28 protein-coding genes and 1 pseudogene are annotated in these 24700 nt (G+C 60.8%); 16 read left to right on the top strand and 13 right to left on the bottom strand.

The features are described from left to right. The 4 genes from QRN41_RS02950 to lptM are packed head-to-tail and all read right to left on the bottom strand — an operon-like array spanning position 1 to position 2992. Positions 1-717, bottom strand: coding sequence for a DUF484 family protein (locus tag QRN41_RS02950; protein WP_034101447.1), 717 nt, complete (start codon positions 715-717; stop codon positions 1-3). A 13-nt stretch (positions 718-730) separates the two neighbouring features. Beyond that, the gene (dapF, locus tag QRN41_RS02955; RefSeq protein WP_034101446.1) at positions 731-1561 is read right to left on the bottom strand and encodes a diaminopimelate epimerase; all 831 of its coding nucleotides are present in this window, start codon (positions 1559-1561) and stop codon (positions 731-733) included. Positions 1562-1564: 3 nt separating this feature from the next. Further along, positions 1565-2812: a diaminopimelate decarboxylase gene (gene lysA, locus QRN41_RS02960; protein ID WP_034101445.1), complete on the bottom strand. Its 1248-nt coding sequence runs from the start codon at positions 2810-2812 to the stop codon at positions 1565-1567. A gap of 9 nt (positions 2813-2821) precedes the next feature. After that, on the bottom strand, positions 2822-2992 hold the full coding sequence (gene lptM / locus QRN41_RS02965) for an LPS translocon maturation chaperone LptM (RefSeq protein WP_034101444.1): 171 nt from the start codon (positions 2990-2992) through the stop codon (positions 2822-2824). A 238-nt stretch (positions 2993-3230) separates the two neighbouring features. Here lptM and cyaY point away from each other — a divergent pair, with 238 nt between their 5' ends. The 3 genes from cyaY to rnk all read left to right on the top strand — a co-directional run bounded on the left by cyaY (position 3231) and on the right by rnk (position 4329). Beyond that, positions 3231-3563, top strand: a complete 333-nt coding sequence (gene cyaY / locus QRN41_RS02970; protein WP_034139780.1) for an iron donor protein CyaY — start codon at positions 3231-3233, stop codon at positions 3561-3563. A 2-nt stretch (positions 3564-3565) separates the two neighbouring features. Next, complete coding sequence (locus QRN41_RS02975; RefSeq protein WP_034101442.1) at positions 3566-3784, top strand: DUF1289 domain-containing protein; 219 nt, start codon at positions 3566-3568, stop codon at positions 3782-3784. Positions 3785-3915: 131 nt separating this feature from the next. Then, the gene (gene rnk, locus QRN41_RS02980) at positions 3916-4329 is read left to right on the top strand and encodes a nucleoside diphosphate kinase regulator (protein ID WP_167416986.1); all 414 of its coding nucleotides are present in this window, start codon (positions 3916-3918) and stop codon (positions 4327-4329) included. Here rnk and QRN41_RS02985 read toward each other — a convergent pair. From QRN41_RS02985 to QRN41_RS02995, 3 genes are all read right to left on the bottom strand, one after another. After that, on the bottom strand, positions 4326-7166 hold the full coding sequence (locus QRN41_RS02985) for a class I adenylate cyclase (RefSeq protein WP_167416987.1): 2841 nt from the start codon (positions 7164-7166) through the stop codon (positions 4326-4328). The genes rnk and QRN41_RS02985 overlap by 4 nt on opposite strands. Before the next feature lie 168 nt (positions 7167-7334). Continuing rightward, complete coding sequence (locus QRN41_RS02990; RefSeq protein ID WP_034101439.1) at positions 7335-7589, bottom strand: TIGR02647 family protein; 255 nt, start codon at positions 7587-7589, stop codon at positions 7335-7337. A gap of 94 nt (positions 7590-7683) precedes the next feature. After that, the gene (locus tag QRN41_RS02995) at positions 7684-7968 is read right to left on the bottom strand and encodes a hypothetical protein (protein ID WP_094064371.1); all 285 of its coding nucleotides are present in this window, start codon (positions 7966-7968) and stop codon (positions 7684-7686) included. 126 nt (positions 7969-8094) lie between these two features. Here QRN41_RS02995 and QRN41_RS03000 point away from each other — a divergent pair, with 126 nt between their 5' ends. Next, positions 8095-8754 (top strand): glutathione S-transferase family protein, encoded by a 660-nt coding sequence (locus QRN41_RS03000; RefSeq protein ID WP_034139776.1) that lies wholly within the window; start codon positions 8095-8097, stop codon positions 8752-8754. A gap of 39 nt (positions 8755-8793) precedes the next feature. Here the strand turns inward: QRN41_RS03000 and argH are convergent, their stop codons facing one another. Then, positions 8794-10188: an argininosuccinate lyase gene (gene argH, locus QRN41_RS03005; protein ID WP_167416988.1), complete on the bottom strand. Its 1395-nt coding sequence runs from the start codon at positions 10186-10188 to the stop codon at positions 8794-8796. 393 nt (positions 10189-10581) lie between these two features. Between argH and QRN41_RS26215 the strand changes: the two are divergent. From QRN41_RS26215 to rsd, 8 genes and pseudogenes are all read left to right on the top strand, one after another. Further along, positions 10582-10698, top strand: a pseudogene (locus tag QRN41_RS26215) (sensor histidine kinase); the annotation flags it as partial. After that, positions 10695-11441, top strand: a complete 747-nt coding sequence (locus QRN41_RS03010) for a LytR/AlgR family response regulator transcription factor (RefSeq protein WP_034139774.1) — start codon at positions 10695-10697, stop codon at positions 11439-11441. The pseudogene QRN41_RS26215 and the gene QRN41_RS03010, both read left to right, overlap by 4 nt. A 137-nt stretch (positions 11442-11578) precedes the next feature. Continuing rightward, positions 11579-12520, top strand: a complete 942-nt coding sequence (hemC, locus tag QRN41_RS03015) for a hydroxymethylbilane synthase (RefSeq protein WP_034139773.1) — start codon at positions 11579-11581, stop codon at positions 12518-12520. Next, positions 12517-13266: a uroporphyrinogen-III synthase gene (locus QRN41_RS03020; RefSeq protein ID WP_167416989.1), complete on the top strand. Its 750-nt coding sequence runs from the start codon at positions 12517-12519 to the stop codon at positions 13264-13266. The genes hemC and QRN41_RS03020 overlap by 4 nt, the downstream gene beginning before the upstream one ends. Positions 13267-13308: 42 nt before the next feature. Further along, a complete protein-coding gene (locus QRN41_RS03025) occupies positions 13309-14421 on the top strand; it encodes a uroporphyrinogen-III C-methyltransferase (RefSeq protein ID WP_034101432.1) in 1113 nt (370 codons plus the stop codon). A 5-nt stretch (positions 14422-14426) separates the two neighbouring features. Next, entirely contained in the window at positions 14427-15668 is a 1242-nt protein-coding gene (locus QRN41_RS03030) for a heme biosynthesis protein HemY (protein WP_094064368.1), read from the top strand. Between the two features lie 234 nt (positions 15669-15902). Further along, positions 15903-16424 (top strand): disulfide bond formation protein B, encoded by a 522-nt coding sequence (locus QRN41_RS03035; RefSeq protein WP_167416990.1) that lies wholly within the window; start codon positions 15903-15905, stop codon positions 16422-16424. Between the two features lie 209 nt (positions 16425-16633). Beyond that, on the top strand, positions 16634-17092 hold the full coding sequence (gene rsd, locus QRN41_RS03040) for a sigma D regulator (RefSeq protein ID WP_123479221.1): 459 nt from the start codon (positions 16634-16636) through the stop codon (positions 17090-17092). A gap of 54 nt (positions 17093-17146) precedes the next feature. On the opposite strand, the gene QRN41_RS03045 is transcribed toward rsd, so the two are convergent. Next, positions 17147-17824, bottom strand: a complete 678-nt coding sequence (locus tag QRN41_RS03045) for an FKBP-type peptidyl-prolyl cis-trans isomerase (protein WP_285421140.1) — start codon at positions 17822-17824, stop codon at positions 17147-17149. Positions 17825-18016: 192 nt separating this feature from the next. On the opposite strand from QRN41_RS03045, the gene QRN41_RS03050 reads away from it, so the two are divergent. Beyond that, a complete protein-coding gene (locus QRN41_RS03050) occupies positions 18017-19117 on the top strand; it encodes an AlgP family protein (protein ID WP_285421141.1) in 1101 nt (366 codons plus the stop codon). Here the strand turns inward: QRN41_RS03050 and QRN41_RS03055 are convergent. Beyond that, the gene (locus QRN41_RS03055; protein WP_285421163.1) at positions 19114-19581 is read right to left on the bottom strand and encodes a TIGR02444 family protein; all 468 of its coding nucleotides are present in this window, start codon (positions 19579-19581) and stop codon (positions 19114-19116) included. The genes QRN41_RS03050 and QRN41_RS03055 overlap by 4 nt on opposite strands. Before the next feature lie 50 nt (positions 19582-19631). Between QRN41_RS03055 and QRN41_RS03060 the strand changes: the two genes are divergently transcribed. The 3 genes from QRN41_RS03060 to QRN41_RS03070 all read left to right on the top strand — a co-directional run bounded on the left by QRN41_RS03060 (position 19632) and on the right by QRN41_RS03070 (position 22828). Next, positions 19632-21542 carry an ATP-binding cassette domain-containing protein gene (locus tag QRN41_RS03060; RefSeq protein WP_285421142.1) on the top strand — a complete coding sequence of 637 codons (1911 nt, stop codon included), beginning with the start codon at positions 19632-19634 and terminating at the stop codon, positions 21540-21542. Further along, the gene (locus QRN41_RS03065) at positions 21542-22108 is read left to right on the top strand and encodes a mechanosensitive ion channel family protein (protein ID WP_034101422.1); all 567 of its coding nucleotides are present in this window, start codon (positions 21542-21544) and stop codon (positions 22106-22108) included. The genes QRN41_RS03060 and QRN41_RS03065 overlap by 1 nt, the downstream gene beginning before the upstream one ends. A gap of 87 nt (positions 22109-22195) precedes the next feature. After that, positions 22196-22828, top strand: a complete 633-nt coding sequence (locus QRN41_RS03070; protein WP_034101421.1) for a LysE family transporter — start codon at positions 22196-22198, stop codon at positions 22826-22828. A gap of 135 nt (positions 22829-22963) precedes the next feature. Here the strand turns inward: QRN41_RS03070 and QRN41_RS03075 are convergent, their stop codons facing one another. Genes QRN41_RS03075 through QRN41_RS03085 form a run of 3 tightly spaced genes read right to left on the bottom strand, consistent with a single transcriptional unit; the run spans position 22964 to position 24696 of the window. Next, positions 22964-23704 carry a hypothetical protein gene (locus QRN41_RS03075; RefSeq protein ID WP_034139762.1) on the bottom strand — a complete coding sequence of 247 codons (741 nt, stop codon included), beginning with the start codon at positions 23702-23704 and terminating at the stop codon, positions 22964-22966. Positions 23705-23707: 3 nt separating this feature from the next. Next, positions 23708-24295 carry a penicillin-binding protein activator LpoB gene (lpoB, locus tag QRN41_RS03080; RefSeq protein WP_034101419.1) on the bottom strand — a complete coding sequence of 196 codons (588 nt, stop codon included), beginning with the start codon at positions 24293-24295 and terminating at the stop codon, positions 23708-23710. A gap of 29 nt (positions 24296-24324) precedes the next feature. Further along, positions 24325-24696, bottom strand: a complete 372-nt coding sequence (locus tag QRN41_RS03085) for a YcfL family putative periplasmic lipoprotein (protein WP_034101418.1) — start codon at positions 24694-24696, stop codon at positions 24325-24327. Between the last annotated feature and the right edge of the window lie 4 nt (positions 24697-24700).

A 24700-nucleotide genomic window follows, 5' to 3' on the forward strand; every position in this document is an offset into this window, starting at 1 on the left:
CTAGCGCACCGCGCGCAGGGAAGTGGTGAAGCGCGGCAGGACGCGGCCGAGCACTTCGGCGATATAGGTCAGGAACAGCGTGCCCACCGAGCTTTTGTAGTGCGCAGGGTCGCGGCTGCCAATAGCCAATACGCCATGCAAGCCTTGATGGCTGAGGGCGACCACGGCGGTGGAGCCGATCTGTTTTCGCTGTTCGGCGCCGAACAGGAAGTCCAGTTCATGTTCGCGCAAGGTGCCGCTGACGGTCTTGCCTTCGCACAGCAGCCCGCCGATAGCGGTTTGAGCTTCGCTGCCACTGACCCAGCGGCCCACCGGCATCGGGTTGTCGCTGAACAGAATGAGGCTGACAAAAGGCACCTGGAAGTCCTGGCGCAGGCTGTCTTCCACGGCCATCACCGTTTCTTCCAGGCTGGTGGCGTCCAGCAGGGTCAGTATCAGGCGGCGGGTTTTGTCGAACAGGCGATCGTTGTCGCGGGCCACGTCCATCAGGTGCGAGAGCCGATGGCGCATTTCGATATTGCGCTCGCGCAGGATCTTCATTTGTCGTTCCACCAACGACACGGTATCGCCGCGCTGGTGGGGGATGCGCAAGGCCGGCAGCAGTTCGTCATGTTCGACGAAGAAATCCGGATGAGCCTCAAGGTACGCCGCGACGGCAGCGGCCTCCAGAGTTTCGCTCGGGGATGCTTGTGCGGGTACTTGAGGCTTATCGGTCATTGGATTGGCTCACTCATAGACGGACCTGTCCTTCGTATACGCGCGTGGCCGGCCCGGTCATCATCACCGGGTGGCCCGGGCCCGCCCATTCGATGGACAAGCGCCCACCGGGCAGGTCGATCAGCAGCGGCGAATCCATCCACCCCTGGGTGATCGCGGCGACGGCAGCGGCGCAGGCGCCGGTACCGCAGGCCTGGGTTTCGCCGGCGCCCCGTTCCCACACGCGCAATTGCGCGCGGTGACGGTCGATCACCTGCAAAAAGCCCACATTGACCCGCGCCGGAAAGCGCGGGTGGTTTTCGATTTTCGGCCCCAGTTCATGCACCGGGGCGTTATTGATATCGGTGACGCGCAGCACGGCGTGGGGGTTGCCCATGGACACGGCCGCCAGGTCGACCACTTTGCCGTCGACCTCTACGGCATAACTGGTCGCCTGCTCGCTGGCCTGGAACGGAATATCCGCCGGCACCAGACGTGGCGCGCCCATGTTGACGCTGATCTGGCCGTCGTTGCGGATATCCAGCTCGATCACGCCGCTCTTGGTCTCGACGCGAATCTGGCGTTTGGCGGTCAGGCGTTTGTCCAGCACGAAGCGCGCAAAGCAGCGCGCACCATTGCCGCACTGTTCCACTTCGGAACCGTCGGAGTTGAAGATCCGGTAACGGAAATCCACCTCCGGGTTAGTGGGCGCTTCAACGATCAGTAATTGGTCGAAGCCGACGCCGGTATGCCGGTCGCCCCACTGTTTGGCGTGCTTGGGCAGGATATGCGCGTGCTGGCTGACCAGGTCGAGAACCATGAAATCATTGCCCAGCCCGTGCATCTTGGTAAAACGCAGCAGCATGGCTTACTCCGGCAGCAGGCTTTCGCCAGCATACAACTCGGCTACCGTCTCGCGGCGACGCACTTCAAACGCTTGATCACCGTCCACCAGCACCTCGGCGGTACGGCCGCGGGTGTTGTAGTTGGAACTCATGACAAACCCGTAGGCACCGGCCGAATGCACGGCCAGCAGATCGCCTTCTTCCAGGGCGAGCTGACGATCCTTGGCCAGGAAGTCACCGGTCTCGCAGATCGGGCCGACGATGTCATAGGCGCGCGCTTCACTGTTGCGAGGCGTTACGGCGGTGACATTCATCCAGGCCTGGTACAGCGCCGGGCGGATCAGATCGTTCATCGCCGCGTCGACGATGGCGAAATCCTTATGCTCGGTGTGCTTGAGGTACTCGACCTGGGTCAGCAGTACGCCCGCGTTAGCGACGATATAGCGGCCCGGTTCGAACATCAGCGCCAGATCGCGGCCCTCGATGCGCTCGCGCACGGCCTGGATGTAATCGGCAATCAGCGGCGGCTCTTCATCGCGATAACGCACGCCGACGCCACCGCCCAGATCGATGTGGCGCAGGTAAATGCCACAGTCGCCCAGGCGGTCGATCAGTGCCAGCAGGCGGTCGAGCGCATCCAGGAACGGTGGCAGCGTGGTCAATTGCGAGCCGATATGGCAATCGACACCCAGCACTTCCAGGTTCGGCAGTTGGGCGGCGCGGATGTACACGTCCTCGGCGTCGGCAATCGCGATGCCGAACTTGTTCTCTTTGAGACCGGTGGAAATATACGGGTGGGTGCCAGCATCGACATCCGGGTTGACGCGCAGGGAGATCGGCGCACGAACACCCATCTCGGCGGCCACGACCTGGAGGCGCTCCAGCTCTTCGCTGGACTCGACGTTAAAGCAATGCACGCCGACTTCCAGGGCGCGGCGCATATCTTCGCGGCTCTTGCCGACGCCGGAGAACACGATTTTGTCGGCCTGGCCGCCGGCGGCCAAAACACGTTCCAGCTCGCCACGGGACACAATGTCGAAACCGGCGCCCAGGCGCGCCAGGACATTGAGCACACCCAGGTTCGAGTTGGCCTTGACCGCGTAGCACACCAGGTGCGGCACGCCATTCAACGAATCGGTAAACGAGCGGTATTGCGCTTCGATGTGCGCACGGGAGTACACGTACGTCGGGGTGCCAAAGCGTTCGGCAATCGCGGACAGCGCCACGCCTTCCGCGAACAGCTCGCCGTCCCGGTAGTTAAAAGCGTCCATGGGGTTCCCTTATTCGAAGGTGTCGTGCTTATGCGCTTTTGCTGGCTTTTGCGACGATTGCGCCTGTTCGTTCGGGTCTTTGCTGTCATCGGGCAGGTACAGTGGGCCTTTTTGACCACAGGCACTAACGAGGCAAGCGACCGCGACGAGCGCAGCAAGGGAAGAGATCAGGCGCTTCATGGCGAAATCCTTGAATATGCATTAATTGCGCCCGAGTATACCCACCACCCGCCAGCTTGCCTATGCGCTGGAATACCCGTCCGGCGGGGGTTTGCCGTCTTAAGCGCGAAGCAGACTACGCTGGCTTGGGATATTTCATACCGAGATCGGTAATGAAATCGGTATCCTTTGCAATCGGCGAAGCTCGCCCGTATCGTGCGGCGCTTGAGCAAAACCAGACACTTTCGAGGTTGCCACAATGAGTTTGACCGAAGCCCGTTTTCACGACTTGGTGGATGCGACCCAGCAGGCGCTGGAGGATATTTTTGATGACAGCGGCCTGGACGTGGACTTGGAAAACTCGGCAGGCGTGCTGACGGTCAAGTTCGAGAACGGCACCCAGTTGATCTTCAGTCGCCAGGAGCCGCTGCGTCAGCTATGGCTGGCAGCACGTTCGGGTGGTTTTCACTTTGATTACAACGAAGAAGACAGCAATTGGCAGTGCGATACCAGCGATGAGCTGTTGAGTGAAATGCTCGCGCGCCTCACCCTGGAACAAGCCGGCGTCGAGCTGGAATTCGACGAGATCTGACCGTGACCCAGCCTGCACCCGTACGCCCGCCCAAGCCGCTGTTCAGCAATGTCAGCCCGGCGGTGCCGTCACCTTGTATCAGTTTGTGTCGTCTGGATGAGCACAAAGTCTGCCTTGGCTGCTTCCGGCATGTCGAAGACATTCGCGAATGGCGCTCCGCCGACGATGATCGGCGTCGGGTGATCCGCGCCGAAGCCGAGCAGCGCAGGGCCCGCGCCTGAGGCCGTCTTGTTTATTTGTGACGCTGTGTTAGTGTCCGGCTACGCCTCAACTCATCGAGGCCCGTGAGAACCCCGCCTTTTTCTGGCGGGGTTTTGCTTTTTTGTGCAGAAAAAAGGAGTCTGCCTGAATCATGACCACCGCACCGTCCATCATCCTCACCCGCCTTGACGTGCAGCGTCTGGAGCAACTGATCGATCGCTTGGGCGACGAGTCTCCCGGCGTCGAAGCGTTGCAAGCCGAACTCGACCGCGCCGAAGATGTGGTCGGCCACGATGAAGTGCCTGCGGGTGTCGTGACCATGAATTCCAGCGTGCATTGCCGCGAGCAAGGCAGCGGTAAGGACTATCACCTGACCCTGGTCTACCCCAAAGACGCCAACGCCGACGCCGGCAAGATCTCGATCCTGGCGCCTGTCGGCAGCGCGCTGCTCGGCCTGCAGGTGGGCCAGCATATCGACTGGCCGGCTCCGGGTGGCAAGACCCTCAAACTGGAACTGCTCAGTGTCGAAGGCCAGCCAAAAGATGGTGGCGACTTTCCTCTCTAAATCTGGCTCAGCGCTTCGTTGAGCGATCGTTCCAGCTCGGCCTTATAGCGCAGATACAGGTTGCTTGGGCTTTGCACATCACCGAGCAGGCCTGACAGGTCCAGGTCGGTGATGTAGCAGCGGTAGCGCTCGGGTTCCCGGCGCTGCCCGACAATCTCCTGGGCGACCACGGTGAAGAGTTGATCACCGAATTCCAGCTCGGAAAACTCCCGCTGATTGCAGTACAGGGTGATGCTCACTTGGCCCGGTGCCGCCTTGCCGATAATCGCCTGCACGTCATAGAACGGTTTGTTCGCCGGGGTCAAAGGCGCTGGCCGAGGTTCGACGCCACGGGCGCGGCCGCTGCCTGATGGCAACAACTGGTAATACAGCGTTTGCACGGCACTCATCGGTTGCTGCGGGTCCAGCGGCGACAGCGCATCGCGGCGATAAATGATCGATTGCAAAAAGCGCTGCAACGGCACCAACAGGCTCTGTTCATCATGGAAGGGCAAGCGCTGTTGCCAGAGCGAGTTGAACTCATCGAGCACGTACAACTCGGCGAAATCTTCATTGACCCGGTAGAACACCTGCACGCAGGCCGCCATGCCCATGGGCAGCAAGAGCGCCAGGTCGTGATCTTCCAGGGCCATGGCGTCCAGGTGTAGCGGACTGTAGCTGGCCAATTCTTCGCTGAGGTAAGCGATCAGCGCCTCCTGAGTGGCCAACGAAACGTGGGTGGCCTGGCCCGGCATCAACTCCATCACATGGTAGTGCTGCTGCACTTGCAGCAGATAGCGATGGTTGGACTGACCCAGCAGCAGGTGTTGCGCGGTGTCGAAGACTTCCTCCACACGTTGCGCGATGAATTGCGCACGGTTGTGACAGAAGCAGCGCACCCGCAGGCGCGGCAGATGACCCGGTGGCAGCTGGTTGAGGTAATCCCGTAAGCAATCGAGCAACGCATGGGGGCCGTCGTAGCGGCTGACCATCACCTCGTTCCAGCTGTTGAGGGTCACTTGGTCGAGGGTCAGCACCAGATTATCGCGCACCCCGGCGTAACTCAGGGAATCGGTGCGCTCGGTGGTCATCAGGATGTTCAGCTCGCGGTGATGCTTGAGCGGGTCGACGCCGACATTGATCAGCAACAGCACCTCCTCGGGTACCGCCGAACGCAGCAGGCGCTCTTCATCGACGCTGGCCAGGGGCAAAGCGATGGTCTGTTGCAGGCTGCCCAACAGATTGAACAGCTCGAATTCGGTCATGTCGCTGACACCGGGGTGCAGGGCCAGCCGTGTGCTGCTGTCGATGACGCCGTTGCGATGGCACCAGGTGAGCATTTCCAGCAGATCGCGGCTGCGCTTGATCGGCGCGAAGTGTTCGCACTCCAGAGCAGTGAGATTGCCGTTATATAAACTCCAGTGATGCTGGCCCGGCTCTTTGCGGTTAGGCGATTGAAGCAGGGTGAGGGTGTCTTCGGCCAAGTCTGGGGCGATACCCGGGTTGATAAATTCGACTTTGCCGGCTTTGCGTTCGAACGCGGCGTACAGGCGCCGGCCCAGCACATTGAGGTCGCGCTTGTTGATCAAGCTGACGGTCTGTTCGGTGCGGGCGAATTGGGTCAGGAAGCGGTAGCTGTGGTTGAGCTCGTTGACCAGGGCGCGGCGTTCGGAAGCCACTTGGCGCACCTTCCACTGGCTTCGGCTATCCAGTAACGCCAGTTGGCGCGGATCCCAACCCCATTCCTGGGCCAAGCGTTCGAGCAACAGGTGTTGCCAACTGCTGGCGCGCTGCCCGGCGCTGAGCTTGCGGTTGACCTTCAGGTACAGACTGCGCCGCACCAGCTCCAGCCGTTCCGGCTCGTTACGCTGCTTGAGGTAGCCCTCGATATGGCGGTAGACCACAACGTAGGGGTCCAGCTCGTCCAAGTCCATTTGATTGGCGTACACGGCCTGTTTGAAGCGCAGGCTCAGGCATTGCACCTGCGGGTGTTCGCTGGCGTACACCTCGGTCAGCAACAGCTTGAGCACCGACTTGTACGGCGACTCGATGCCTTTGAACAACTGCCACAGCCCGGCGCCCATGAATTCGCCCGGTGGGATGCGCGCCAGATGGCCAAGGTCCAGAGTTTCGTCGGCGCGTATAAAGCGCTTGGACAGCAGCGTATGGGTGAATTCGGCGTAGCGGGTTTCTTCATATACCGGCACCAGCCACCAGATCGGTGTACGCCCGGCCAGCCAGATGGCGGTGCGATAGAACTCATCGAGCAGCAAATAGTGCTGGGTCGTGCCGCAGTCGTCGGAGCTGAGTTGGGTGTCGCGCTCGCCGAGTACGAAGCGCGTCGGTTCGATCAGAAAAAAGTGCGCCTCGGCGCCCATGCTCTGGGCCCAGGCCTCCAGCAATTGGCACTTTTTGCGCAGTTCGGCCAGCTCGTTTTCGCCCAGATCCGCCGCGTGGCATACCCACACATCCATGTCGCTTTGGTCGGCCTGGGCCAACGTGCCAAGGCTGCCCATCAGGAACAGCCCATGGATCGGTCGGGGTGGGTTGCCATGGCGCGGTTTATAGGCGAACGAGCGCGTCAGGCGCTGGGCTTCGATCAGTGCTTGGGGGGTAGGCTCGAAATTCGACAGCCCCGCCGGCGTGCTGCCCGAGACATAACCGGGCAAGAGCGGGTGATTGACGTGAAAGAACAGCGGCAACAGGGTCAGTACGCTTTGCTGGCGAGGTGTCAGCCCCTCGACGGCGCGGGCCATGCGGCCTTCATTGAGCGCCATGAAACGCGCGCGCAACTGTGCCAGCACCTTGCGGTCGATGCCTTCGTCCAAGTCGGGGCGGATTTCATGGGTGCGGGTCATGTCGAACTCGTTGGCTCGCAGAGCCCGGCGTGGGCGGCCGTGTAGGAGTTTACAGTCAGAAACGTAGGAGGTTTAGAGGGAAATGGTTTTTTGGCGTCAGAATTTTACAGTCGCTCAGGCGACGCCCTCGGAATCCGCGGCGGCGGACTCCATGGGCGGCATCCGGAATCAGGCGGCTTCTTTGTTCGTGGCAGTGGTCAAGATGGTCAGCAGGGTTTGCGCTTGCTCGGCAGCATCGCGGCCAAGGCTGGTCAGATAGCCCCCATCCGGCTGGTCGATCAGTTTTTTATCGAAGAGACGTTTGACTGCGGCGATAGCGCTGGGCGCGGCGGTCTGATGGACTTTCAAGCCTTCCTGGGTGCTGTCCAAGGGGAAGAGTGCGAGGATTTCCAGTTCGGCAACCAACTCAGGGGTATACGACATAAGGACTCCAGACTTTCTAAATTTATTAGAGGCTAGCAGGCCATAAGGTGAACTCACTTTGCCGAACTGTCCAGCGTGTTGCTGCGTCTCGGAGCTATTCCTTTTCCGGCGGCAGCTCGGGCAGTGCGCGCAGCGCTGTTTCGTACCATTGGGTATCGAACGCGCGATCCTCGTCCAGCATGGCATCAATTTCGAAAGCCAGCACATGAGCCATCAGGTTTAGAATTTCTTCCCGCTCATAGCCCACCAACGTCAGCTTGTTGAATGTGGCCTTGGCGGCGGGTGGGTTGTCACTTTCGATCTGGTTTTCGATCGCTCCGATCAGCGTATGTTCGGCAAAAGCTTCTTCGTCATTGTCGATATCAGTGGGCTCGCTCATGGCGGTGCTCCTCAAGGAAAGGGCGCCAGTCTACCCCCATTCAAGCAGGTGATGCTGCTGGTCAAGCGGCCACCGGGCGTCTATAACGCTTGCAGCCAACCCCGCACACGGCCTGGAGGCTTTGCGATGCTCAAGCTTTACGGATTTTCGGTCAGCAACTACTACAACATGGTGAAACTGGCGCTGCTGGAGAAGGGCCTGCCCTTCGAAGAAGTACTGTTTTATGCCGGGCAGGCCCCTGACGTACTGGCGGTCAGCCCGCGCGGCAAGGTGCCGGTGCTGGAGGTGAAGCAGGGCTTTATCAATGAAACCAGCGTGATCTTGGAATATATCGAACAAACCCAGGAAGGGCCGTCACTGCTCCCGGCCGACCCGTTCGAGCGCGCCCAGGTGTTGGCCTTGTGCCGGGAAATCGAGCTCTATATCGAACTGCCCGCGCGCGCTTGCTTTGGCGAAGCGTTTTTTGGCGTAGCGGTTGCGGAGGCGATCAAGGAAAAATCCAAGGCGGAATTGCTCTTGGGCATCGCCTCGCTGGGGCGGCATGGCAAGTTTGCGCCGTTTGTAGCGGGGGAGAGCTTCACCATTGCGGATCTGTACTTCATGTACAGCTTGAACCTGGCCTGCGGGGTCGGCGAGAAGTTGTTCGGGCTAGACTTGCTGGCGCAGTTGCCGGCGGCCAAAGCGTTGCTGGATCGCCTTAACGCAATGCCCAACGCGCAAAAAGTGGAGGCGGACAGGCAAGCCGCGATGCCGGCGTTCCTGGCCATGGTGGCGGCGAAAAAGTGATCAAGTGTGGGAGGGGGCAAGCCCCTCCCACTACTGTACTCAGCGGCTGGCGAACAGGGCCTGGCCGCGCGCGACCGCTGCCTTGACCTGCGCCGGCGCGGTGCCGCCCACATGGTTACGGGCGTTGACCGAACCTTCCAGGGTCAGCACGGCAAACACGTCTTGCTCGATCTGATCGCTGAACTGGCGCAGTTCTTCCAGGCTCATTTCCGCCAGGTCCTTGCCGGTGTCCACGCCGTATTTCACGGCGTGGCCGACGATTTCGTGGCAGTCGCGGAACGGCAGGCCACGACGCACCAGGTAGTCCGCCAGGTCAGTCGCCGTGGAGAACCCGCGCAAAGCCGCTTCGCGCATGATGGCGTGCTTGGGCTTGATTGCTGGGATCATGTCGGCAAACGCGCGCAACGAATCGCGCAAAGTGTCGGCGGCGTCGAACAGCGGTTCCTTGTCTTCCTGATTGTCCTTGTTGTAGGCCAATGGCTGGCCCTTCATCAAGGTCAGCAGGCCCATCAGTGCGCCGAATACACGGCCGCTCTTGCCACGTACCAGCTCCGGCACGTCGGGGTTTTTCTTTTGCGGCATGATCGAGCTGCCGGTACAGAAACGGTCCGGCAAATCGATGAACTGGAATTGTGCACTGGTCCACAGCACCAGCTCTTCGGAGAACCGCGACAAGTGCATCATCGCGATGCTGGCGGCGGCGCAGAATTCGATGGCGAAGTCACGGTCCGAAACGCCATCCAGAGAGTTACCGCCCACGGCGTCGAAACCCAGCAGTTGCGCGGTGTATTCGCGGTCGATCGGGTAGGTCGTACCGGCCAGCGCGGCGCTGCCCAAAGGCATGCGATTGGCGCGCTTGCGGCAGTCCACCAGGCGTTCGTAGTCGCGGCTGAGCATTTCGAACCAGGCCAACAGGTGGTGGCCGAAGGTCACGGGCTGTGCGGTCTGCAGATGGGTGAAGCCGGGCATGATGGTGTCCGATTCACGCTCGGCCTGCTCAAGCAGGCCTTTTTGCAGGCGGGTGATTTCGGACAGGATCAGGTCGATTTCGTCACGCAGCCACAGGCGAATATCGGTAGCGACTTGGTCGTTACGGCTGCGTCCGGTGTGCAATTTCTTGCCAGTCACACCGATACGATCGGTGAGGCGGGCCTCGATATTCATGTGCACGTCTTCCAGGTCGACGCGCCAGTCGAACGTACCGGCTTCGATCTCACCGCGGATGGTGGTCAGGCCGTCGATGATGCTGTCGCGCTCGGCCTCGGTCAACACGCCGACCTTGGCCAGCATGGTGGCGTGGGCGATGGAGCCCATGATGTCGTGGCGGTACAGGCGCTGGTCGAAGGTGACGGAGGCGGTGAAGCGCGCGACGAAGGCGTCGACGGGTTCACTGAAGCGGCCGCCCCAGGACTGGTTGGTCTTGTCGGTGCTCATGGATTCGCTCGTGAGTTGCTTTAATAAAAAGGCGTGGAAGTGTGGCGCCGATCATAACAGGGTTGCTCGCGGAGGCGGTGGCGCGGGTCGTTGGCATTTTTATTTGTGCAAAGGATGGCTAAGTGCCTTGCCGTCGATCGCGTCCGGGATGAGACTGGAAAAAGAGACTTATTGAAACGATATTTGACGATTGAGCAATGTCGTCTCGGCAAGCGTCTACAGTTGGACTGATAGTGTGTGAATGCACCAAAGTCGGGTAACGCGGTCAGAGCCCAGACTAACCATTAAACAAGGGGGGTATTCGGATTGTGTATCAGCAAACCCTACGACGATGCCCGAAGGCAGCGGGTCTTGGGCGCTATTGAACAGGTCCGGGTAAATATGGGTGCCACCTTCGGGGCACTTTTTGCCGCTCGCACGAGTCTTAGCGTGGATCGCTGTGACGCAAGTCACCGCACCTGTCTACGTTATCCTTGTGCGAGACTCACGCAGGAATCCAGCGCAATATGAATGTCCTGATCGTTGATGACGAACCCCAAGCCCGCGAGCGACTGAGTCGTTTAATCAGTGAACTCGAGGGTTATACCGTTCTTGAACCGAGCGCCACCACCGGTGAGGAGGCGTTGACGCTGATCGACAGCCTCAAGCCCGATGTGCTGTTGCTCGATATCCGTATGCCGGGCCTGGATGGCCTGCAGGTTGCTGCCCGCCTGAGTGAGCGCGAATCGCCTCCGGCCTTGGTGTTGTGTGCGGCTCAGGATGAGTTTCCCGCGCAGACGCTGGAAGACAGTGGCGTGAGCTTCGTGACCAAACCGGTGACGGCCGAAGCGTTGCTCAAAGCCCTGAAGAAGGCCGAGCGTCCCAACCGCGCCCAGCTCGCCGCGTTGACCCAGCCTGCCGCCCAAAGTGGCAACGGCCCCCGCAGCCATATCAGTGCACGTACCCGCAAGGGCATCGAGTTGATCCCCCTGAATCAAGTGGTCTACTTCATCGCCGATCACAAGTACGTCACTCTGCGTCACGAAGCGGGTGAAGTCTTGTTGGATGAACCGCTCAAGGCCCTTGAAGACGAGTTCGGCGACCGCTTCGTGCGTATCCACCGCAATGCGTTGGTGGCCCGTGAGCGTATCGAGCGTCTGCAACGTACGCCGCTGGGGCACTTTCAGTTGTTCCTCAAAGGGCTCAACGGCGATGCCTTGATTGTCAGTCGTCGGCATGTCGCCGGCGTGCGCAAAATGATGCAGCAGCTTTAGCCCGAGGGCTGTAGCGGGACTGCATTCCTTATCCCGGTGCGACGAGGCCAGGGAGGCCCCGCACTTGCTGATTCAAATCAAGGCGTATTTGCCTGAGCTGTTATTATCTGCCGTATCTATTCAGTACGGATTGATCCATGTCCCCTCGCGAAATCCGCATCGCCACCCGAAAAAGCGCCTTGGCCCTATGGCAAGCCGAATACGTCAAAGCTCGCCTTGAGCTGGCCCACCCCGGCCTCAAGGTGTCCCTGGTGCCCATGGTCAGTCGCGGCGACAAGCTGCTCGACTCACCGTTGTCGAAGATCGGCGGCAAGGGCCTGTTCGTCAAAGAACTGGAAACCGCGTTGCTGGAGAACGAAGCCGACATCGCCGTGCACTCGATGAAAGACGTGCCCATGGACTTCCCCGACGGTCTGGGCCTGTTCTGCATTTGCGAGCGCGAAGACCCCCGCGACGCTTTCGTTTCCAATACCTACGCTTCACTGGACGAGTTGCCCCTGGGCAGCATCGTCGGTACCTCCAGCCTGCGCCGTCAGGCCCAGCTGTTGACGCGCCGTCCGGATCTGCAGATTCGCTTTCTGCGCGGCAACGTCAATACGCGTCTGGCCAAGCTGGATGCCGGTGAGTATGACGCGATCATCCTCGCCGCCGCCGGTTTGATCCGCCTTGGCTTCGAAGACCGCATCACCTCGGCCATCAGTGTCGAAGACAGCCTGCCCGCCGGTGGGCAGGGCGCCGTGGGTATCGAATGTCGCAGCGCCGACAGTGAAATCCATACTCTGCTCAAGCCTCTCGACCATCGTGATACCGAAGTTCGCGTCACCGCCGAGCGTGCCTTGAACAAGCACCTCAATGGCGGCTGCCAAGTGCCGATTGCCTGCTACGCCGTACTTGAAGGCGATAACTTGTGGCTGCGCGGTCTGGTGGGCGATCCGGAAGGCGGCACCTTGCTGACCGCCGAGGTGCGTGGCCCGCAATGCGAAGCGACGGCTTTGGGCATCCAAGTGGCGCAAGAGCTGCTGGAGAAAGGCGCCGGCGCCATCCTGCAAAAAGTCTACGGCGAGGCCGGCCCGCAGTGACCGGCTGGCGTGTGCTGCTGACGCGGCCCGCCGAGGAATCGGCGGCGCTGGCGACGGTGTTGTCTGACGTCGGGATCTACAGCAGCAGCCTGCCCTTGCTGGATATCGAGCCCTTGCCGATCACCCCTGACCAGCAAGCGCTGTTGCGTGACCTCGGCCGCTACTGTGCCGTGATTGTCGTCAGCAAACCCGCCGCGCGCCTGGCCTTGCAACAGCTGGATCGCCAATGGTCCGAGATGCCCTGGTTCAGTGTGGGGGCAGCTACTGCGCAGGTGCTGGCCGATCAAGGCTACACGGTTCACTATCCGCACACCGGCGATGACAGCGAGGCCTTGCTTGAACTGCCGGCATTACGCGAGGCTATTGCGCGCCCCGATGCACGGGTGCTGATCCTGCGGGGTGAGGGCGGCCGCGAATTGCTGGCAGAGCGTTTGCGCGAGAGAGGTGCTAGTGTCGACTACCTGGAGTTGTACCGGCGGTTCCTTCCGACCTACGACGCCGGTGAGTTGATGCAGCGCATCCAGTTGGAACGCTTGAACGGCGTGGTGGTCAGCAGTGGGCAGGGTTTCTTGCACCTGCAAGCCCTGGCCGGCGCCGATTGGCCGGAGGTGGCACAGCTGCCGTTGTTCGTGCCCAGCCCAAGAGTCCAGGAAATGGCGCGGGCTGCCGGTGCAGAAAAAGTGGTGGATTGTCGCGGCGCGAGTGCCGCGGCTTTGTTAGTGGCGTTAGGCGGCTATGTCTTATAAAAACATCCCGCCCCCACTCTCTGATACGCAAAGGACGGATACGTGAGCGAAACAGCCTTGCCTAAAGATGAAGCTCAACCCGCACTTGATGCGCCGGTCGAGACACCGGTCACCGCGCCGCGCCGTGGCAATGGCCTGGCGGTCGTCGCCTTGCTGCTCGGCGCTGCCGGAGTGGCCGCCGGCGGTTGGGGGATCTGGCAGGTCCGTGCCCTGCAAGCCAGTCACCAGCAGCAACTGGGCCAAGTGCAGACCCTGGATGAGCAATCCCAAACTCTCAAGCAAACCCAGCAACAATTGGCCGCGCGCCTGGCCCAACTGCCGGGTGCGGATGAGCTGGAGGAGCGTCGCCGTCTGGTGGCCCAGTTGCAGGGTGATCAGCAACACCTGAGCCAGCGCCTGGAAACTGTTTTGGGTGCCAGCCGTCAGGACTGGCGTCTGGCCGAGGCCGAGCACTTGATCCGCCTGGCGAGCCTGCGCCTGTCGGCTTTGCAGGACATCAATAGCGCTCAGGCGCTGGTGCAGGGCGCTGACGAGATTCTGCGCGAGCAAAGCGATCCCGGCGCCTACGCGGCCCGCGAGCAGTTGGCCAAGAGCCTGGTCGCTCTGCGCAGTACCGAACAGCCGGACCGCACCGGGCTGTACCTGCAATTGGCCGCCCTGCGCGATCAAGTGGTGCAGCTGGCGGCGATTGCGCCGGAGTATCAACTGACTGAACCTGCCGCTGAAGGTCGTCCCACCACCGATACCGAGGGACGTTGGAGCCAGTGGTGGGAGCAGATTTCCCGCTACTTCCGCATTGATTTCAACCCAGACGACAACATCCGTCCGTTGCTTGCCGGTCAGGGCCTGAACCAAGTGCGTCTGGCCCTGAGCCTGGCGCTCGAACAGGCGCAATGGGCGGCGCTCAATGGTGAGTCGGCGGTGTATAGCCGCTCACTGGGTGAGGCGCGCAGCGTGCTGCAGGACAACTTCAATCAGGACAACCCGCAGAGCAAAGCGATGCTGGCGCGCATCGCCGAGCTTGAGCCCAAAGCCGTGTCGGTGGTGACACCGGACCTGGCCGCGAGCCTCGCCGCGGTGCAGGCGTATCTTGATCGTCGCCACCTGTCTGCCGATGAAGCCAAGGCGGCTGCCAAGCCGGCGTCCCAGGAGTAGAGCCGATGAAGCGTTTCTATGTGATCCTGGTGCTGGCGATCGCGATCGCCCTGGCACTGGCTGTGGGCATCTCGAAACACACCGGCTACGTGCTGATTACTTATCCACATGTGCTGCATTACGAGTCGAGCCTGTGGGCGACCCTGTTCGCCGTGTTTGCCATCATTCTGGCGATCTACCTGGTCCGCGTCTTGCTGAGCCTGGTTACCACGTCGGGCGGCGTGGTCAACCCTTGGTCGCGGCGTAATCGCAGCCGCCGTACACAGATCGCTATCGAACAGGGCCAGATGGACCTCGCCGAAGGGCGCTGGGCCAGTGCCGAACGCCATTTGCGGCGTGCCGCCGAAGCCGAACGCCAACCGTTGTTGTACTACCTGGGCGCGGCGCGAGCCGCCAATGAACAGGGGCGTTACGAAGAGTGCGACGCTTTGCTTGAGCGCGCGTTGGAGCGCCAGCCCCAGGCTGAGCTGGCGGTCGCCTTGAGTCATGCGCAACTGCAACTGGACCGTGGCGATACGGACGGTGCGCTGGTCACGCTACAGGCAATGCACGAGCGTCATCCGCATAACGCGCAGGTGCTACGTCAGTTGCAGCGTTTGCATCAACAGCGCGGTGACTGGTCGTCGGTGATTCACCTTTTGCCGCAGCTGCGTAAGGACAAGGTGCTGCCCGCCGGCGAACTGGCCGAGCTGGAACGTCGCGCATGGGGTGAAAACCTCAGCCTTGCGGCTCAGCGTGAGGAGCACGACGAAGCTGGCCAGCAATCCCTGGAGCGGGCTTGGCAACAACTTACCTCGGCCCAGCGTCAGGAGCCGCAGTTGGTGCTGGCTTACGCCGAGCAACTGCGCCAATTGGGCGCCGACGCCAAGGCCGAAGAGGTCCTGCGTGGTGCGATCAAGCGCGGTTACGACAGCCATCTCATTCGCCTCTACGGTCTTTTACGCGGCAGCGACTCGGCGCGGCAGTTGAAGTTCGCCGAAGGTTGGCTCAAGGATCATCCCGGTGATGCCAGCCTGCTACTGACCTTGGGGCGCTTGTGCCTGCAAAACAGCTTGTGGGGCAAGGCGCGCGACTATCTGGAAAGTAGCCTGCAGGTGCAGCGCAACCCTGAGGCTTGCGCCGAGCTGGCGCGTCTGTTGGCGCAGTTGGGAGATACCGAACGCAGCAACCAGTTGTTCCAGGAAGGCCTGGGGTTGTTGGATAGCCGTCTATTGGCGTCACCGTTGCCAGTCCCTGCCCGGGTTTGATGTAGGAAGGAGCGGAGGGTTGACTCAGATATGTCAAACCCTCACGCCTTTGATGCACGCGAATAGGTAGGGTAAGTGTCTGGCAGCAAACTCCTACGCGCCGTCGCCTGAAGTCTTCCATCCTCTGGCGGGATGTCTGCAGGCTCTCACGGAATCGTCTGGTCTAACGTATATTGAAAGCGTTCAGGCCTTTCCTCTACCGTAGCGATCTACTTTTCGCGATGCGGATAAAGCATGTCTTTGGCCCCTTCTCGCTCCTTGTTTTTTCTGGCGTTCCTGGCCGGTGCGCTGACGTTGGGCGCATCCTATTACCTTGAGTTCGGCGTCTCGTTACGCCCGTGTTTTTTATGCCAACTGCAGCGGGTTTTTCTGGCTGCTTTCACGCTGATCAATTTGATCGCTGCCCTCCATAACCCCAAACGTCCTGTCATCTCGCTATATGGGCTGGCCAGCGTGGCGTGCGCAACGCTGGGCGCTATCACAGCTGTACGCCAGATACTGCTGCAAAATGCCGCACCCGACCAGGCCGCCGATTGCTGGCCCAGTCTCAACCATATGCTCGACAATCTTTCGCTTTGGCAGGCGCTGCAACAGGCCGTCGAAGGCACTGTCGACTGCGTGGAAATCAACTGGACGTTGTTCGATTTAAGCCTGCCGGAGTGGAGTCTGCTGTTTTTCGTGGGGATGCTGATTCTGGGCATCACGCAGTTTTCACGACCGTTACTTCGCCGTCGCCTGTACCCGATGAGGCCTTAAAAGCAGGCTGAGGTTTGTAGGACGGGATTAAACACTTGTATGAACTTTCTGTCCTGCGTACCTTGAAGCCATAGTCATGCGGGCATAATCTGGCCCGCACGCGTTATTCAAACCGGTTGTCTGATGCAGCCTTGTCCCGCTGCTGTTTTATCCTTGAAGTATTCGCGGGCATCAGGCGGCAGCGCCCCTAATAGGGAAGAGAGATCATCATGTTGGAACGTTGCAAGAATGCTCGCGAACGCTGGGGCGGGGTGCACAAGCTGATCGACAGCTGGTTGAAGGCACGTCACGAATTGATTCGGGCTTTTGATGCGCTCGGTGCCGAGCCCGAGGCGTTGGCCCAGAAGCGTGAACCGTTGCAGGATTTCTGCGTTGTGTTGGTGGATTACGTGTCCGCGGGGCATTTGAGCATCTACACCCAGCTCACGAAGGAGGCGGAAGCCTTCAAAGACCAGCGCGGTCTGGATTTTGCCAAGACCCTTTACCCACGCATCGATGTGATCACCGAGAAGCTGCTGGCATTCACCGACCTGTGCGATCAAGGCAAGTGTGTCGCCGAGAAATTCAAAGAATTGGGTGCGCTGCTCCACGAGCGTTTCGAGCTCGAAGACTGCCTGATTGAAGTGCTGCACAACGCTCACAAAGAAAACACTGTCGCTCAGGCCTGACTTCGAGATACGCGATAAAAAAACGGTGCGCAGGTCGCACCGTTTTTTATTGGCTCAAGAACGGGTATCGAGCAATTCGATCTCGAAAACCAAGGGCGTGTACGGCGGGATCAATTCGCCGGCACCGTCGGCGCCATAGGCCTGCGCCGATGGAATAACCAGGCGCCACTTCGCACCCACGGGCATCTGTTGTAGAGCACTGCTCCAGCCGCTGATCACGCTGTCCAGGCGAAACCACTGAGGCTGTGTGCTCTTGTCGAAAACCGTCCCGTCGGGTAGCCGACCGACATATTTCACCTGAACCTGACCATTGGCTTTTGGCGTGGGGCCGGAACCTGGCGTGAGTTCCGTGAGCAAAATTCCATCCGCCAATTCACGAACGCCTTTCATGGTTTTTTCCTGGGTCAGGAATTGTTGTTCGGCTGCGAGTGCTTTTTCACTCAGGGGCGCTTGGGCGTCCGCTTCGCTCTGCGCTTCGTGCTGCGCGAGGATCTGCTCGATACGCGCGTTATCCAAGGCCAGTGGCTTGCCTTGATAGGCTTGTTTGAGGCCGTCGATCAGGGCCTGGATCTGCAGGTCTGGAACCTCCTGGCGCAGGCGCTCACCGAGGCTGGCGCCCAGGCTGTAGGCGAGGTCATGCTGATCCGGCTCGATGGTTTTAGACGGCGACGGCGCGCTCGCATTGGCTACCGAAATTGCCAGGCCAAGCACAAGAAAAAGGTAACGCGACATGGACATTCTCCGGCCGAAAGTGCGATGGATTATGCCAGTGTGGAAACGTAAAAAGTGCCGCCCATTTTCGTTCTCACGATAAGAATTTTCGTACGGTGCAACGCGAGGCAATCGATACTGTCAACATGCGCTAGCGGCGGTAAGAGCAGAGGGCTAGTATGAGCCGCACCCACGTCAGCCAGGAGGTAAACCATGTCGGCCAAACAGAAGCCTGTTAATACCCCGTTGCACTTACTCCAACAACTGTCGGGCAGCTTGCTCGAACATCTGGAAAGCGCCTGTTCCCAAGCGTTGGCCGATGCAGAAAAACTGCTCGCCAAGTTGGAAAAACAGCGCGGTAAGGCGCAAGAAAAGCTGCACAAATCCCGCACCAAATTGCAAGATGCCGCCACCGCCGGCAAGGCCAAGGCACAAGCCAAAGCCAAAGACGCTGTTAAAGAACTTGAGGACTTGCTGGACGCGCTCAAGGATCGCCAAGCTGAAACCCGCGCCTACATTTCTCAACTCAAAAAAGATGCTCAGGAAAGCCTGAAACTGGCCCAGGGCGTTGGCCGTGTAAAAGAAGCCGTGGCTAAAGTGCTGGGTGCTCGTACACCGGTAAAAGCTGTTGCAGCAAGCGCGGCGAAGAAGACTTCGGCCAAACCAGCGGCTAAAACCGCTGCCGCTAAGCCAGCCGCCAAGCCAGTAGCTAAAACCGCTGCCGCTAAGCCAGCCGCCAAACCAGCAGCTAAAACCGCTGCCGCTAAGCCAGCCGCCAAGCCAGTAGCTAAAACCGCTGCCGCTAAACCAGCCGCCAAGCCAGCAGCCAAAACCGCTGCCGCTAAACCAGCCGCCAAGCCAGTAGCTAAAACCGCTGCCGCTAAACCAGCCGCCAAGCCAGCAGCAAAAACCGCCGCCGCTAAACCAGCCGCCAAGCCAGCAGCAAAAACCGCCGCCGCTAAGCCAGCAGCCAAGCCAGCGGCTAAAACCGTTGCCGCTAAGCCAGCAGCCAAACCAGCAGCTAAGCCCGCCACCGCTAAGCCAGCCGCCAAACCAGCAGCTAAAACCGCCTCCGCTAAGCCAGCGGCTAAACCAGCGGCTAAAACCGTTGCCGCTAAGCCAGCAGCCAAACCAGCAGCTAAGCCCGTCGCCGCTAAGCCAGTAGCCAAACCTGCTGCCGCCAAGCCGGCCGTTGCAAAGCCTGCGCCGGCCACTTCGGCAGCGACCCCGGCAGCCGCCACCGCTCCAACCGCACCGGCCAGCAGCACCCCTGCACCGGCAGCGCCAAGCACTACCCCAACCAGCGCTTCCTAAGCGCCGGTGGCCGCGACGCGCAGCTGCTGCAGCGCGTCGTGGTCAAGGTTGGCGGCATCCTCGGCCGCCAGTCTTTCCAACCATCTTTGTTGATCTGCCCGCTTGCCCGATGGCCATGTGTCGGCCAGTCCTTCCAGACGCATCAACAAGTGCCGTTCGGCTTCCAGCTCCATCGACTTGATCCGTTCCCTTAAGGCCGCCAGCGGCTGGTCGTGCTGCGCGCTCGCTCGCCATTGCACGCGCAATTGGCGCAACGGCTCGATCACCTGCGTCTGCCAAGGCGCGGCGATGTGCTTGAGGGCCTGCACTCGCTCGTCGGTCAGGATGACGCCGCGCTGTTCCAGCCAGACGCCGCACAGCATCAGGCACACATCCACCCCTTGCGCCTGCAACCGCAGGCAGGCGGCTTCCATACCCGGACGGGCGTAAATCGAGAGAGCAAAGCTCCACAGGTCAGCGCACATAGTCACACCCAAGCCAGCGGCCAACGAAGCTGGTAGACTCCGCCGCCATTATGATCCGACTTCAAAGCCTAACATTACAGCGTGGCCCGCAACGTCTTCTCGAAGACGCCGAGCTGACCCTGCACGCCGGTCACAAAGCCGGCCTGATCGGTGCCAACGGCGCCGGCAAATCCACGCTGTTCGCCCTGTTGCTGGGTGAGCTGACCCCGGACTCCGGCGACTGCCTGCTGCCGGCCGACTGGCGCATCGCTCATATGCGCCAGGAGATCGACACCCTTGACCGCATCGCGATCGACTACGTGCTCGATGGCGACCTGCGCTTGCGCCAGGTGCAACACGACCTGGCCGAAGCCGAGAAGGCCCAGGATGGCGCAGCTCTGGCGCGCCTGCACTCGGAACTCGACAGCGCCGACGGTTACACCGCCGACGCCCGCGCTCGCAAGATGCTTGCCGGCCTTGGGTTTACCAACGAACAGATGGACCGCCCGGTCGCCGACTTCTCCGGTGGCTGGCGGATGCGCCTGAACCTGGCCCAGGCGCTGATGTGCCCCTCGGACCTGTTGCTGCTCGACGAACCGACCAACCACTTGGACCTCGACGCGATCCTGTGGCTGGAAGACTTCCTCAAGAGCTATCAGGGCACTTTGCTGCTGATCTCTCACGACCGGGATTTCCTCGACGCCGTGGTCGATAACATCGCCCATGTCGAGCAGAAAAAAATCACCCTCTACCGCGGCGGCTACACCGCGTTCGAGCGTGCGCGTGCCGAACGCCTGGCCCAGCAACAACAGGCCTACGAGAAGCAGCAGGCGCAACGTGCGCATATGGAAAGTTACATTGCCCGGTTCAAGGCTCAGGCCACCAAGGCCCGCCAGGCACAGAGCCGGATCAAGGCGCTGGAGCGCATGGAAGAATTGTCGGCAGCTCACGTCGATTCGCCGTTCGACTTCGTGTTCCGCGAGTCGGTGAAGATTTCGAGCCCACTGCTGGATCTTTCGGATGCGCGCCTGGGTTATGGCGACAAAACCATCCTGGAGAAGGTCAAGCTGCAACTCACGCCGGGGGCGCGTATCGGTTTGCTGGGGCCTAACGGCGCGGGTAAATCGACCCTGATCAAGAACCTCTCGGGTGAGCTGGAACCCCTGGCCGGTCGCTTGACCCGTGGCGAGAACACCGTGGTGGGTTACTTCGCCCAGCATCAGTTGGATTCCCTCGACGCCAAGGCCAGCCCATTGCTGCACCTGCAACGCCTGGCGCCGACCGAGCGCGAGCAGACCCTGCGTGACTTCCTCGGTGGCTTCGACTTCCGTGGCGCGCGCATCGATGAGCCGGTGCTGAATTTTTCCGGCGGCGAGAAAGCCCGCTTGGCCTTGGCCCTGATCGCCTGGGATCGTCCGAACCTGTTGCTGCTCGACGAACCGACCAACCACTTGGATCTGGAAATGCGCCTGGCGCTGACCATGGCGTTGCAAGAGTTCAGTGGTGCGGTATTGGTGGTGTCCCACGATCGGCACTTGCTCAAGAGCACCACGGATAACTTCCTGCTGGTGGCCGATGGCAAAGTCGAAGAATTCGACGGCGACCTCGACGACTACGCCCGTTGGCTGACCGATTACCGCCTGCGCAATGCGCCGGTGAGCAACACCCCGGTGAATCCGGACAAAACCGATAAGAAGGCCCAGCGCCAGGCCGCCGCTGCATTGCGTCAGCAGCTGGCGCCGCACAAGCGCGAAGCCGACAAGCTGGAAGCTGAGCTGGGCAAGCTGCATGAGCGCTTGGCCAAAATCGAAGCCAGCCTCGGCGACAGCGCCGTGTACGAAGCCGCGCGCAAGGACGAACTGCGTGACCTGCTCGCCGAACAGGCCAAGCTCAAGGTGCGCGAAGGGCAATTGGAGGAAGCCTGGATGGAAGCCCTCGAACTGCTCGAAACCCTGCAAGCGGAGCTGGAGGCGCTGTCCTGATGGAAGCGTTGCAGTTGCCGGCACAGTGGATCGAGCCCGTGTGGATTGGCGTGCAGATCCTGTTGATCCTGCTGGCCGGTTACCTGGCGCAGCGCTTTGTGAGCAAAGTCCTTACGCGCCTGGGCGAGCGCTACCCATTCCCACCGCAGCTGCTGATGCCACTACGCGGCGGCCTGCGCTGGCTGATCATGGGGAGTGCGCTGATTTTTGTTCTGGAGCGCCTGGGTGTGTCCGCCACCGTGTTGTGGACGGCACTGTCGGGCTTCGTGGCGGTCGCCGCCGTGGCGTTCTTCGCCATGTGGTCGGTATTGTCCAACCTGCTTTGCGCGGTTCTGATCTTTACCGTCGGCCCATTTCGCCTCGGCGACATTGTCGAGTTGGTGGATACCGTCGACAAACCGGGCGTCAAGGGGCGGGTGGTGGCAATCAATTTGCTCTACACCACACTGGTTGAAGTGGAGGCCGCCGGTACCGACAGCGCGATCGTGCAGGTGCCTAACAGTCTGTTTTTCCAGCGTTCGGTACGGCGTTGGCCTGGTACCCACGTGTTTCCGGGCGATCGCTAGCCTGCACGGTGATAAAAACCGATAGCCAGCCTCTGGTCGGTGGAGTTAGCTTAAGGCTCCACCGCTTATTCTCGCGCGAGGTATGTCATGGCTCTCGATACGTGGCTGGCCTTTTTCCTGGCCAGTTGGATCATCTCCCTTTCCCCGGGCGCCGGCGCCATTGCGTCGATGTCCAGCGGCCTGCAATACGGTTTTTTACGCGGTTACTGGAACGCCATCGGCCTGCAATTGGGCCTGGCGATGCAGATTGCCGTGGTGGCGGGTGGCCTGGGTGCCATCCTGGCTGCGTCGTCCACCGCGTTCTATGCGATCAAATGGTTTGGTGTGGCGTACCTCGTGTACCTGGCCATCAAGCAATGGCGTGCCTTGCCGCTGGACATGACCGATGACGCGGCCGTACGCCCCATCGGCAAGCCGATGGCGATGATGTTCCGTGGCTTCCTGGTCAACGCCAGCAACCCCAAGGCCTTGGTGTTCATGCTCGCGGTGTTGCCGCAATTCGTGAACCCGCAGGCGCCGTTGCTGGCTCAGTATTTGATCATCGGCGCGACGATGATCAGCGTCGATATGATCGTGATGGCGGGGTATACGGGGTTGGCGTCCAAAGTCCTGCGCCTGTTGCGCACGCCCACGCAGCAAAAGCGGGTAAACCGGACGTTTGCCGGATTGTTCGTGGGGGCAGCGGGTTTCCTGGCCAGCTTGCATCGCGCAACGGCGTAAAGCTCGGTCGCTAAACGTGTGAGAGGGGGCTTGCCCCGATAGCAGGGTGTCAGTCAGCTTAGCTGTAGCTGAGGCACCGCCATCGGGGGCAAGCCCCCTCTCACATTGGTTTTGTGTTGCCTGGGGGATTACCGCTCAGCGCAGAATCTTCGGCGCTTCATCCCTTGGCAGGTTGTTACGCGGTGCCGGCTGGCCAGGTTCCTGGTAGCCACCGCCCAACTGTTCTGCCAACTGCCTGGCCACATCCTCACCCAGCGCTTTCGACACTTCCTTCACCACCCGTGGCCGGTTCAAGCTCACGCGGATGTCACGGCTGTTGACCAGCTTGGTGTCCTGGCCTTCGCCCATGGCGGTAAACGCCGAGGTGATCTCGTAGGTACGGGTGTTGATCAAGCTGAAATCCGCCACCAATGTCAGGCCCAGTACCGCCGAGTAGCTGTTGGTGTGGTCCAGGGCGTTGATGTCCTGGGTGAAGTCGATGTCCGACAACGTGCCGAACAGCACATAATCGGCACCCTTGAAGTGGCCGGCCTTGATGCGTTTGATCACGTCGTAGACGTCACCCTTGGCATCGGCGGTGTAGGGCGTGCCCTGCACCAGCTGGAACTGCCGTGACTTGAGGATCTCGCCCTTGATATCACCGCTGAATTTACGCAGCTCGGTCTGCTCGATATAGCTGGTACGGCTTTCGTACTCGCTGTAATTGGAGGCGCCACTGGCGTGATAAGCGCTGGCCTGGAAGGTGTCGCTGGCCGAGACCTGGTGGATGTATTCCTCGACCCGCGCCTCGTAGGCCAGGTCGGTTACCGCGATCTTAGGCGCGGCCGAGGCGCCAAAGGCGCACAGCAGGCCGATCATGCCGATCCATGCACGCATTGTTTAGCGCTCCGTGGTTTTGCGGATTTCTTTTTCGTCCATCCATTCGGCCACGCCGCTTTCGACGTCGATCAGTTGCAGGCTGAACTTGTAGAACACGTCCTTGTAGTCCGCGCTGCGCTTGACGATGGAACTGATGGAGCCTTCCAGACGGTACTGGGCGGCGATCATGTTGCCGGTTTTGCTGACCGTGGACTTCTTGTACAGGCCGCTCTGGTTTTGCAGCTTGAGCTGGTCGACCTGGCTCTGCATGTCGGTGTTGTCGCTGGCGAAGCGCGCGGTGCCGGTCTTCATCAACTGAGTCTTGATCGACGTGGTGATCTCGCGGGTATCGATGTACTCGCTGGTCTTGTTCTTCACGTCATACACCTGCACCACCGGGCGGCCTCGCAGCACGCCGGACTGGGCCAGGGAGCGGGTCATGCTTTCGGCGATCATCTGCAAGTCGGTGGAGCCGAACTCGTTGGTGACGGTTTCCACGGCCTTGGTATCGCCGTAGTTGATGTTCTTGCTGCCGAGTACTGGCGAGGTATTGGCGCAGCCGCTGGCCAGAACGGCGACCACGGCGAGCATCGAGAAGCGTGCAAACATGGGGAAATCTCTCAGAAAGGATGAGCGGCTCAAGGGGTTTTCACTTCAAGACGGAAGTCCGCCGCCTGGGGCAGGTTGGCGATGGCCGGCAGGAAAGTGGCCTGGTTGGCATACAGGTTGAGCACTTTCCAGGTTTCTTCGTCGCCTACCGGGAAGCCGTCGGCGCCCAGCCAGGCGAAGCGGTAATACATCGTCTGGTTGCTGCTGGTGATGTTGCTCAGTTGCACTTTGGCGGTCAGGAAGCCGTTCTCGCGCGCGACGCGGATGGCGCCGACGGCGATGCCCTTGAATTTGCCCATCACGACGATTTTGCTGGCGGCGCTGCCGGGTGCCGGTGGCGGCGGGGTGGCGCAGCCGGCGAGCAGGACCAGCGCCAAAGCGCCGAGGATGAAATGACGCATAGCG

Origin of the sequence: Pseudomonas sp. efr-133-TYG-23 (genome assembly GCF_030209215.1) — a bacterium.
Taxonomy (GTDB): domain Bacteria; phylum Pseudomonadota; class Gammaproteobacteria; order Pseudomonadales; family Pseudomonadaceae; genus Aquipseudomonas; species Aquipseudomonas rhodesiae.

Coding starts and splice junctions, on each gene's coding strand:
- argH (WP_167416988.1), bottom strand. CDS start 10,188: ATGAGCACCGACAAGACCAACCAGTCCTGGGGCGGCCGCTTCAGTGAA.
- lysA (WP_034101445.1), bottom strand. CDS start 2,812: ATGGACGCTTTTAACTACCGGGACGGCGAGCTGTTCGCGGAAGGCGTG.
- QRN41_RS03050 (WP_285421141.1), top strand. CDS start 18,017: ATGTCGGCCAAACAGAAGCCTGTTAATACCCCGTTGCACTTACTCCAA.
- lpoB (WP_034101419.1), bottom strand. CDS start 24,295: ATGTTTGCACGCTTCTCGATGCTCGCCGTGGTCGCCGTTCTGGCCAGC.
- QRN41_RS02985 (WP_167416987.1), bottom strand. CDS start 7,166: ATGACCCGCACCCATGAAATCCGCCCCGACTTGGACGAAGGCATCGAC.
- QRN41_RS03030 (WP_094064368.1), top strand. CDS start 14,427: ATGAAGCGTTTCTATGTGATCCTGGTGCTGGCGATCGCGATCGCCCTG.
- QRN41_RS03085 (WP_034101418.1), bottom strand. CDS start 24,696: ATGCGTCATTTCATCCTCGGCGCTTTGGCGCTGGTCCTGCTCGCCGGC.
- QRN41_RS03010 (WP_034139774.1), top strand. CDS start 10,695: ATGAATGTCCTGATCGTTGATGACGAACCCCAAGCCCGCGAGCGACTG.
- QRN41_RS02950 (WP_034101447.1), bottom strand. CDS start 717: ATGACCGATAAGCCTCAAGTACCCGCACAAGCATCCCCGAGCGAAACT.
- QRN41_RS03055 (WP_285421163.1), bottom strand. CDS start 19,581: ATGTGCGCTGACCTGTGGAGCTTTGCTCTCTCGATTTACGCCCGTCCG.
- cyaY (WP_034139780.1), top strand. CDS start 3,231: ATGAGTTTGACCGAAGCCCGTTTTCACGACTTGGTGGATGCGACCCAG.
- QRN41_RS03060 (WP_285421142.1), top strand. CDS start 19,632: ATGATCCGACTTCAAAGCCTAACATTACAGCGTGGCCCGCAACGTCTT.
- QRN41_RS03075 (WP_034139762.1), bottom strand. CDS start 23,704: ATGCGTGCATGGATCGGCATGATCGGCCTGCTGTGCGCCTTTGGCGCC.
- rnk (WP_167416986.1), top strand. CDS start 3,916: ATGACCACCGCACCGTCCATCATCCTCACCCGCCTTGACGTGCAGCGT.
- QRN41_RS02990 (WP_034101439.1), bottom strand. CDS start 7,589: ATGTCGTATACCCCTGAGTTGGTTGCCGAACTGGAAATCCTCGCACTC.
- dapF (WP_034101446.1), bottom strand. CDS start 1,561: ATGCTGCTGCGTTTTACCAAGATGCACGGGCTGGGCAATGATTTCATG.
- rsd (WP_123479221.1), top strand. CDS start 16,634: ATGTTGGAACGTTGCAAGAATGCTCGCGAACGCTGGGGCGGGGTGCAC.
- QRN41_RS03000 (WP_034139776.1), top strand. CDS start 8,095: ATGCTCAAGCTTTACGGATTTTCGGTCAGCAACTACTACAACATGGTG.
- QRN41_RS03045 (WP_285421140.1), bottom strand. CDS start 17,824: ATGTCGCGTTACCTTTTTCTTGTGCTTGGCCTGGCAATTTCGGTAGCC.
- hemC (WP_034139773.1), top strand. CDS start 11,579: ATGTCCCCTCGCGAAATCCGCATCGCCACCCGAAAAAGCGCCTTGGCC.
- QRN41_RS03065 (WP_034101422.1), top strand. CDS start 21,542: ATGGAAGCGTTGCAGTTGCCGGCACAGTGGATCGAGCCCGTGTGGATT.
- QRN41_RS03035 (WP_167416990.1), top strand. CDS start 15,903: ATGTCTTTGGCCCCTTCTCGCTCCTTGTTTTTTCTGGCGTTCCTGGCC.
- lptM (WP_034101444.1), bottom strand. CDS start 2,992: ATGAAGCGCCTGATCTCTTCCCTTGCTGCGCTCGTCGCGGTCGCTTGC.
- QRN41_RS03070 (WP_034101421.1), top strand. CDS start 22,196: ATGGCTCTCGATACGTGGCTGGCCTTTTTCCTGGCCAGTTGGATCATC.
- QRN41_RS02995 (WP_094064371.1), bottom strand. CDS start 7,968: ATGAGCGAGCCCACTGATATCGACAATGACGAAGAAGCTTTTGCCGAA.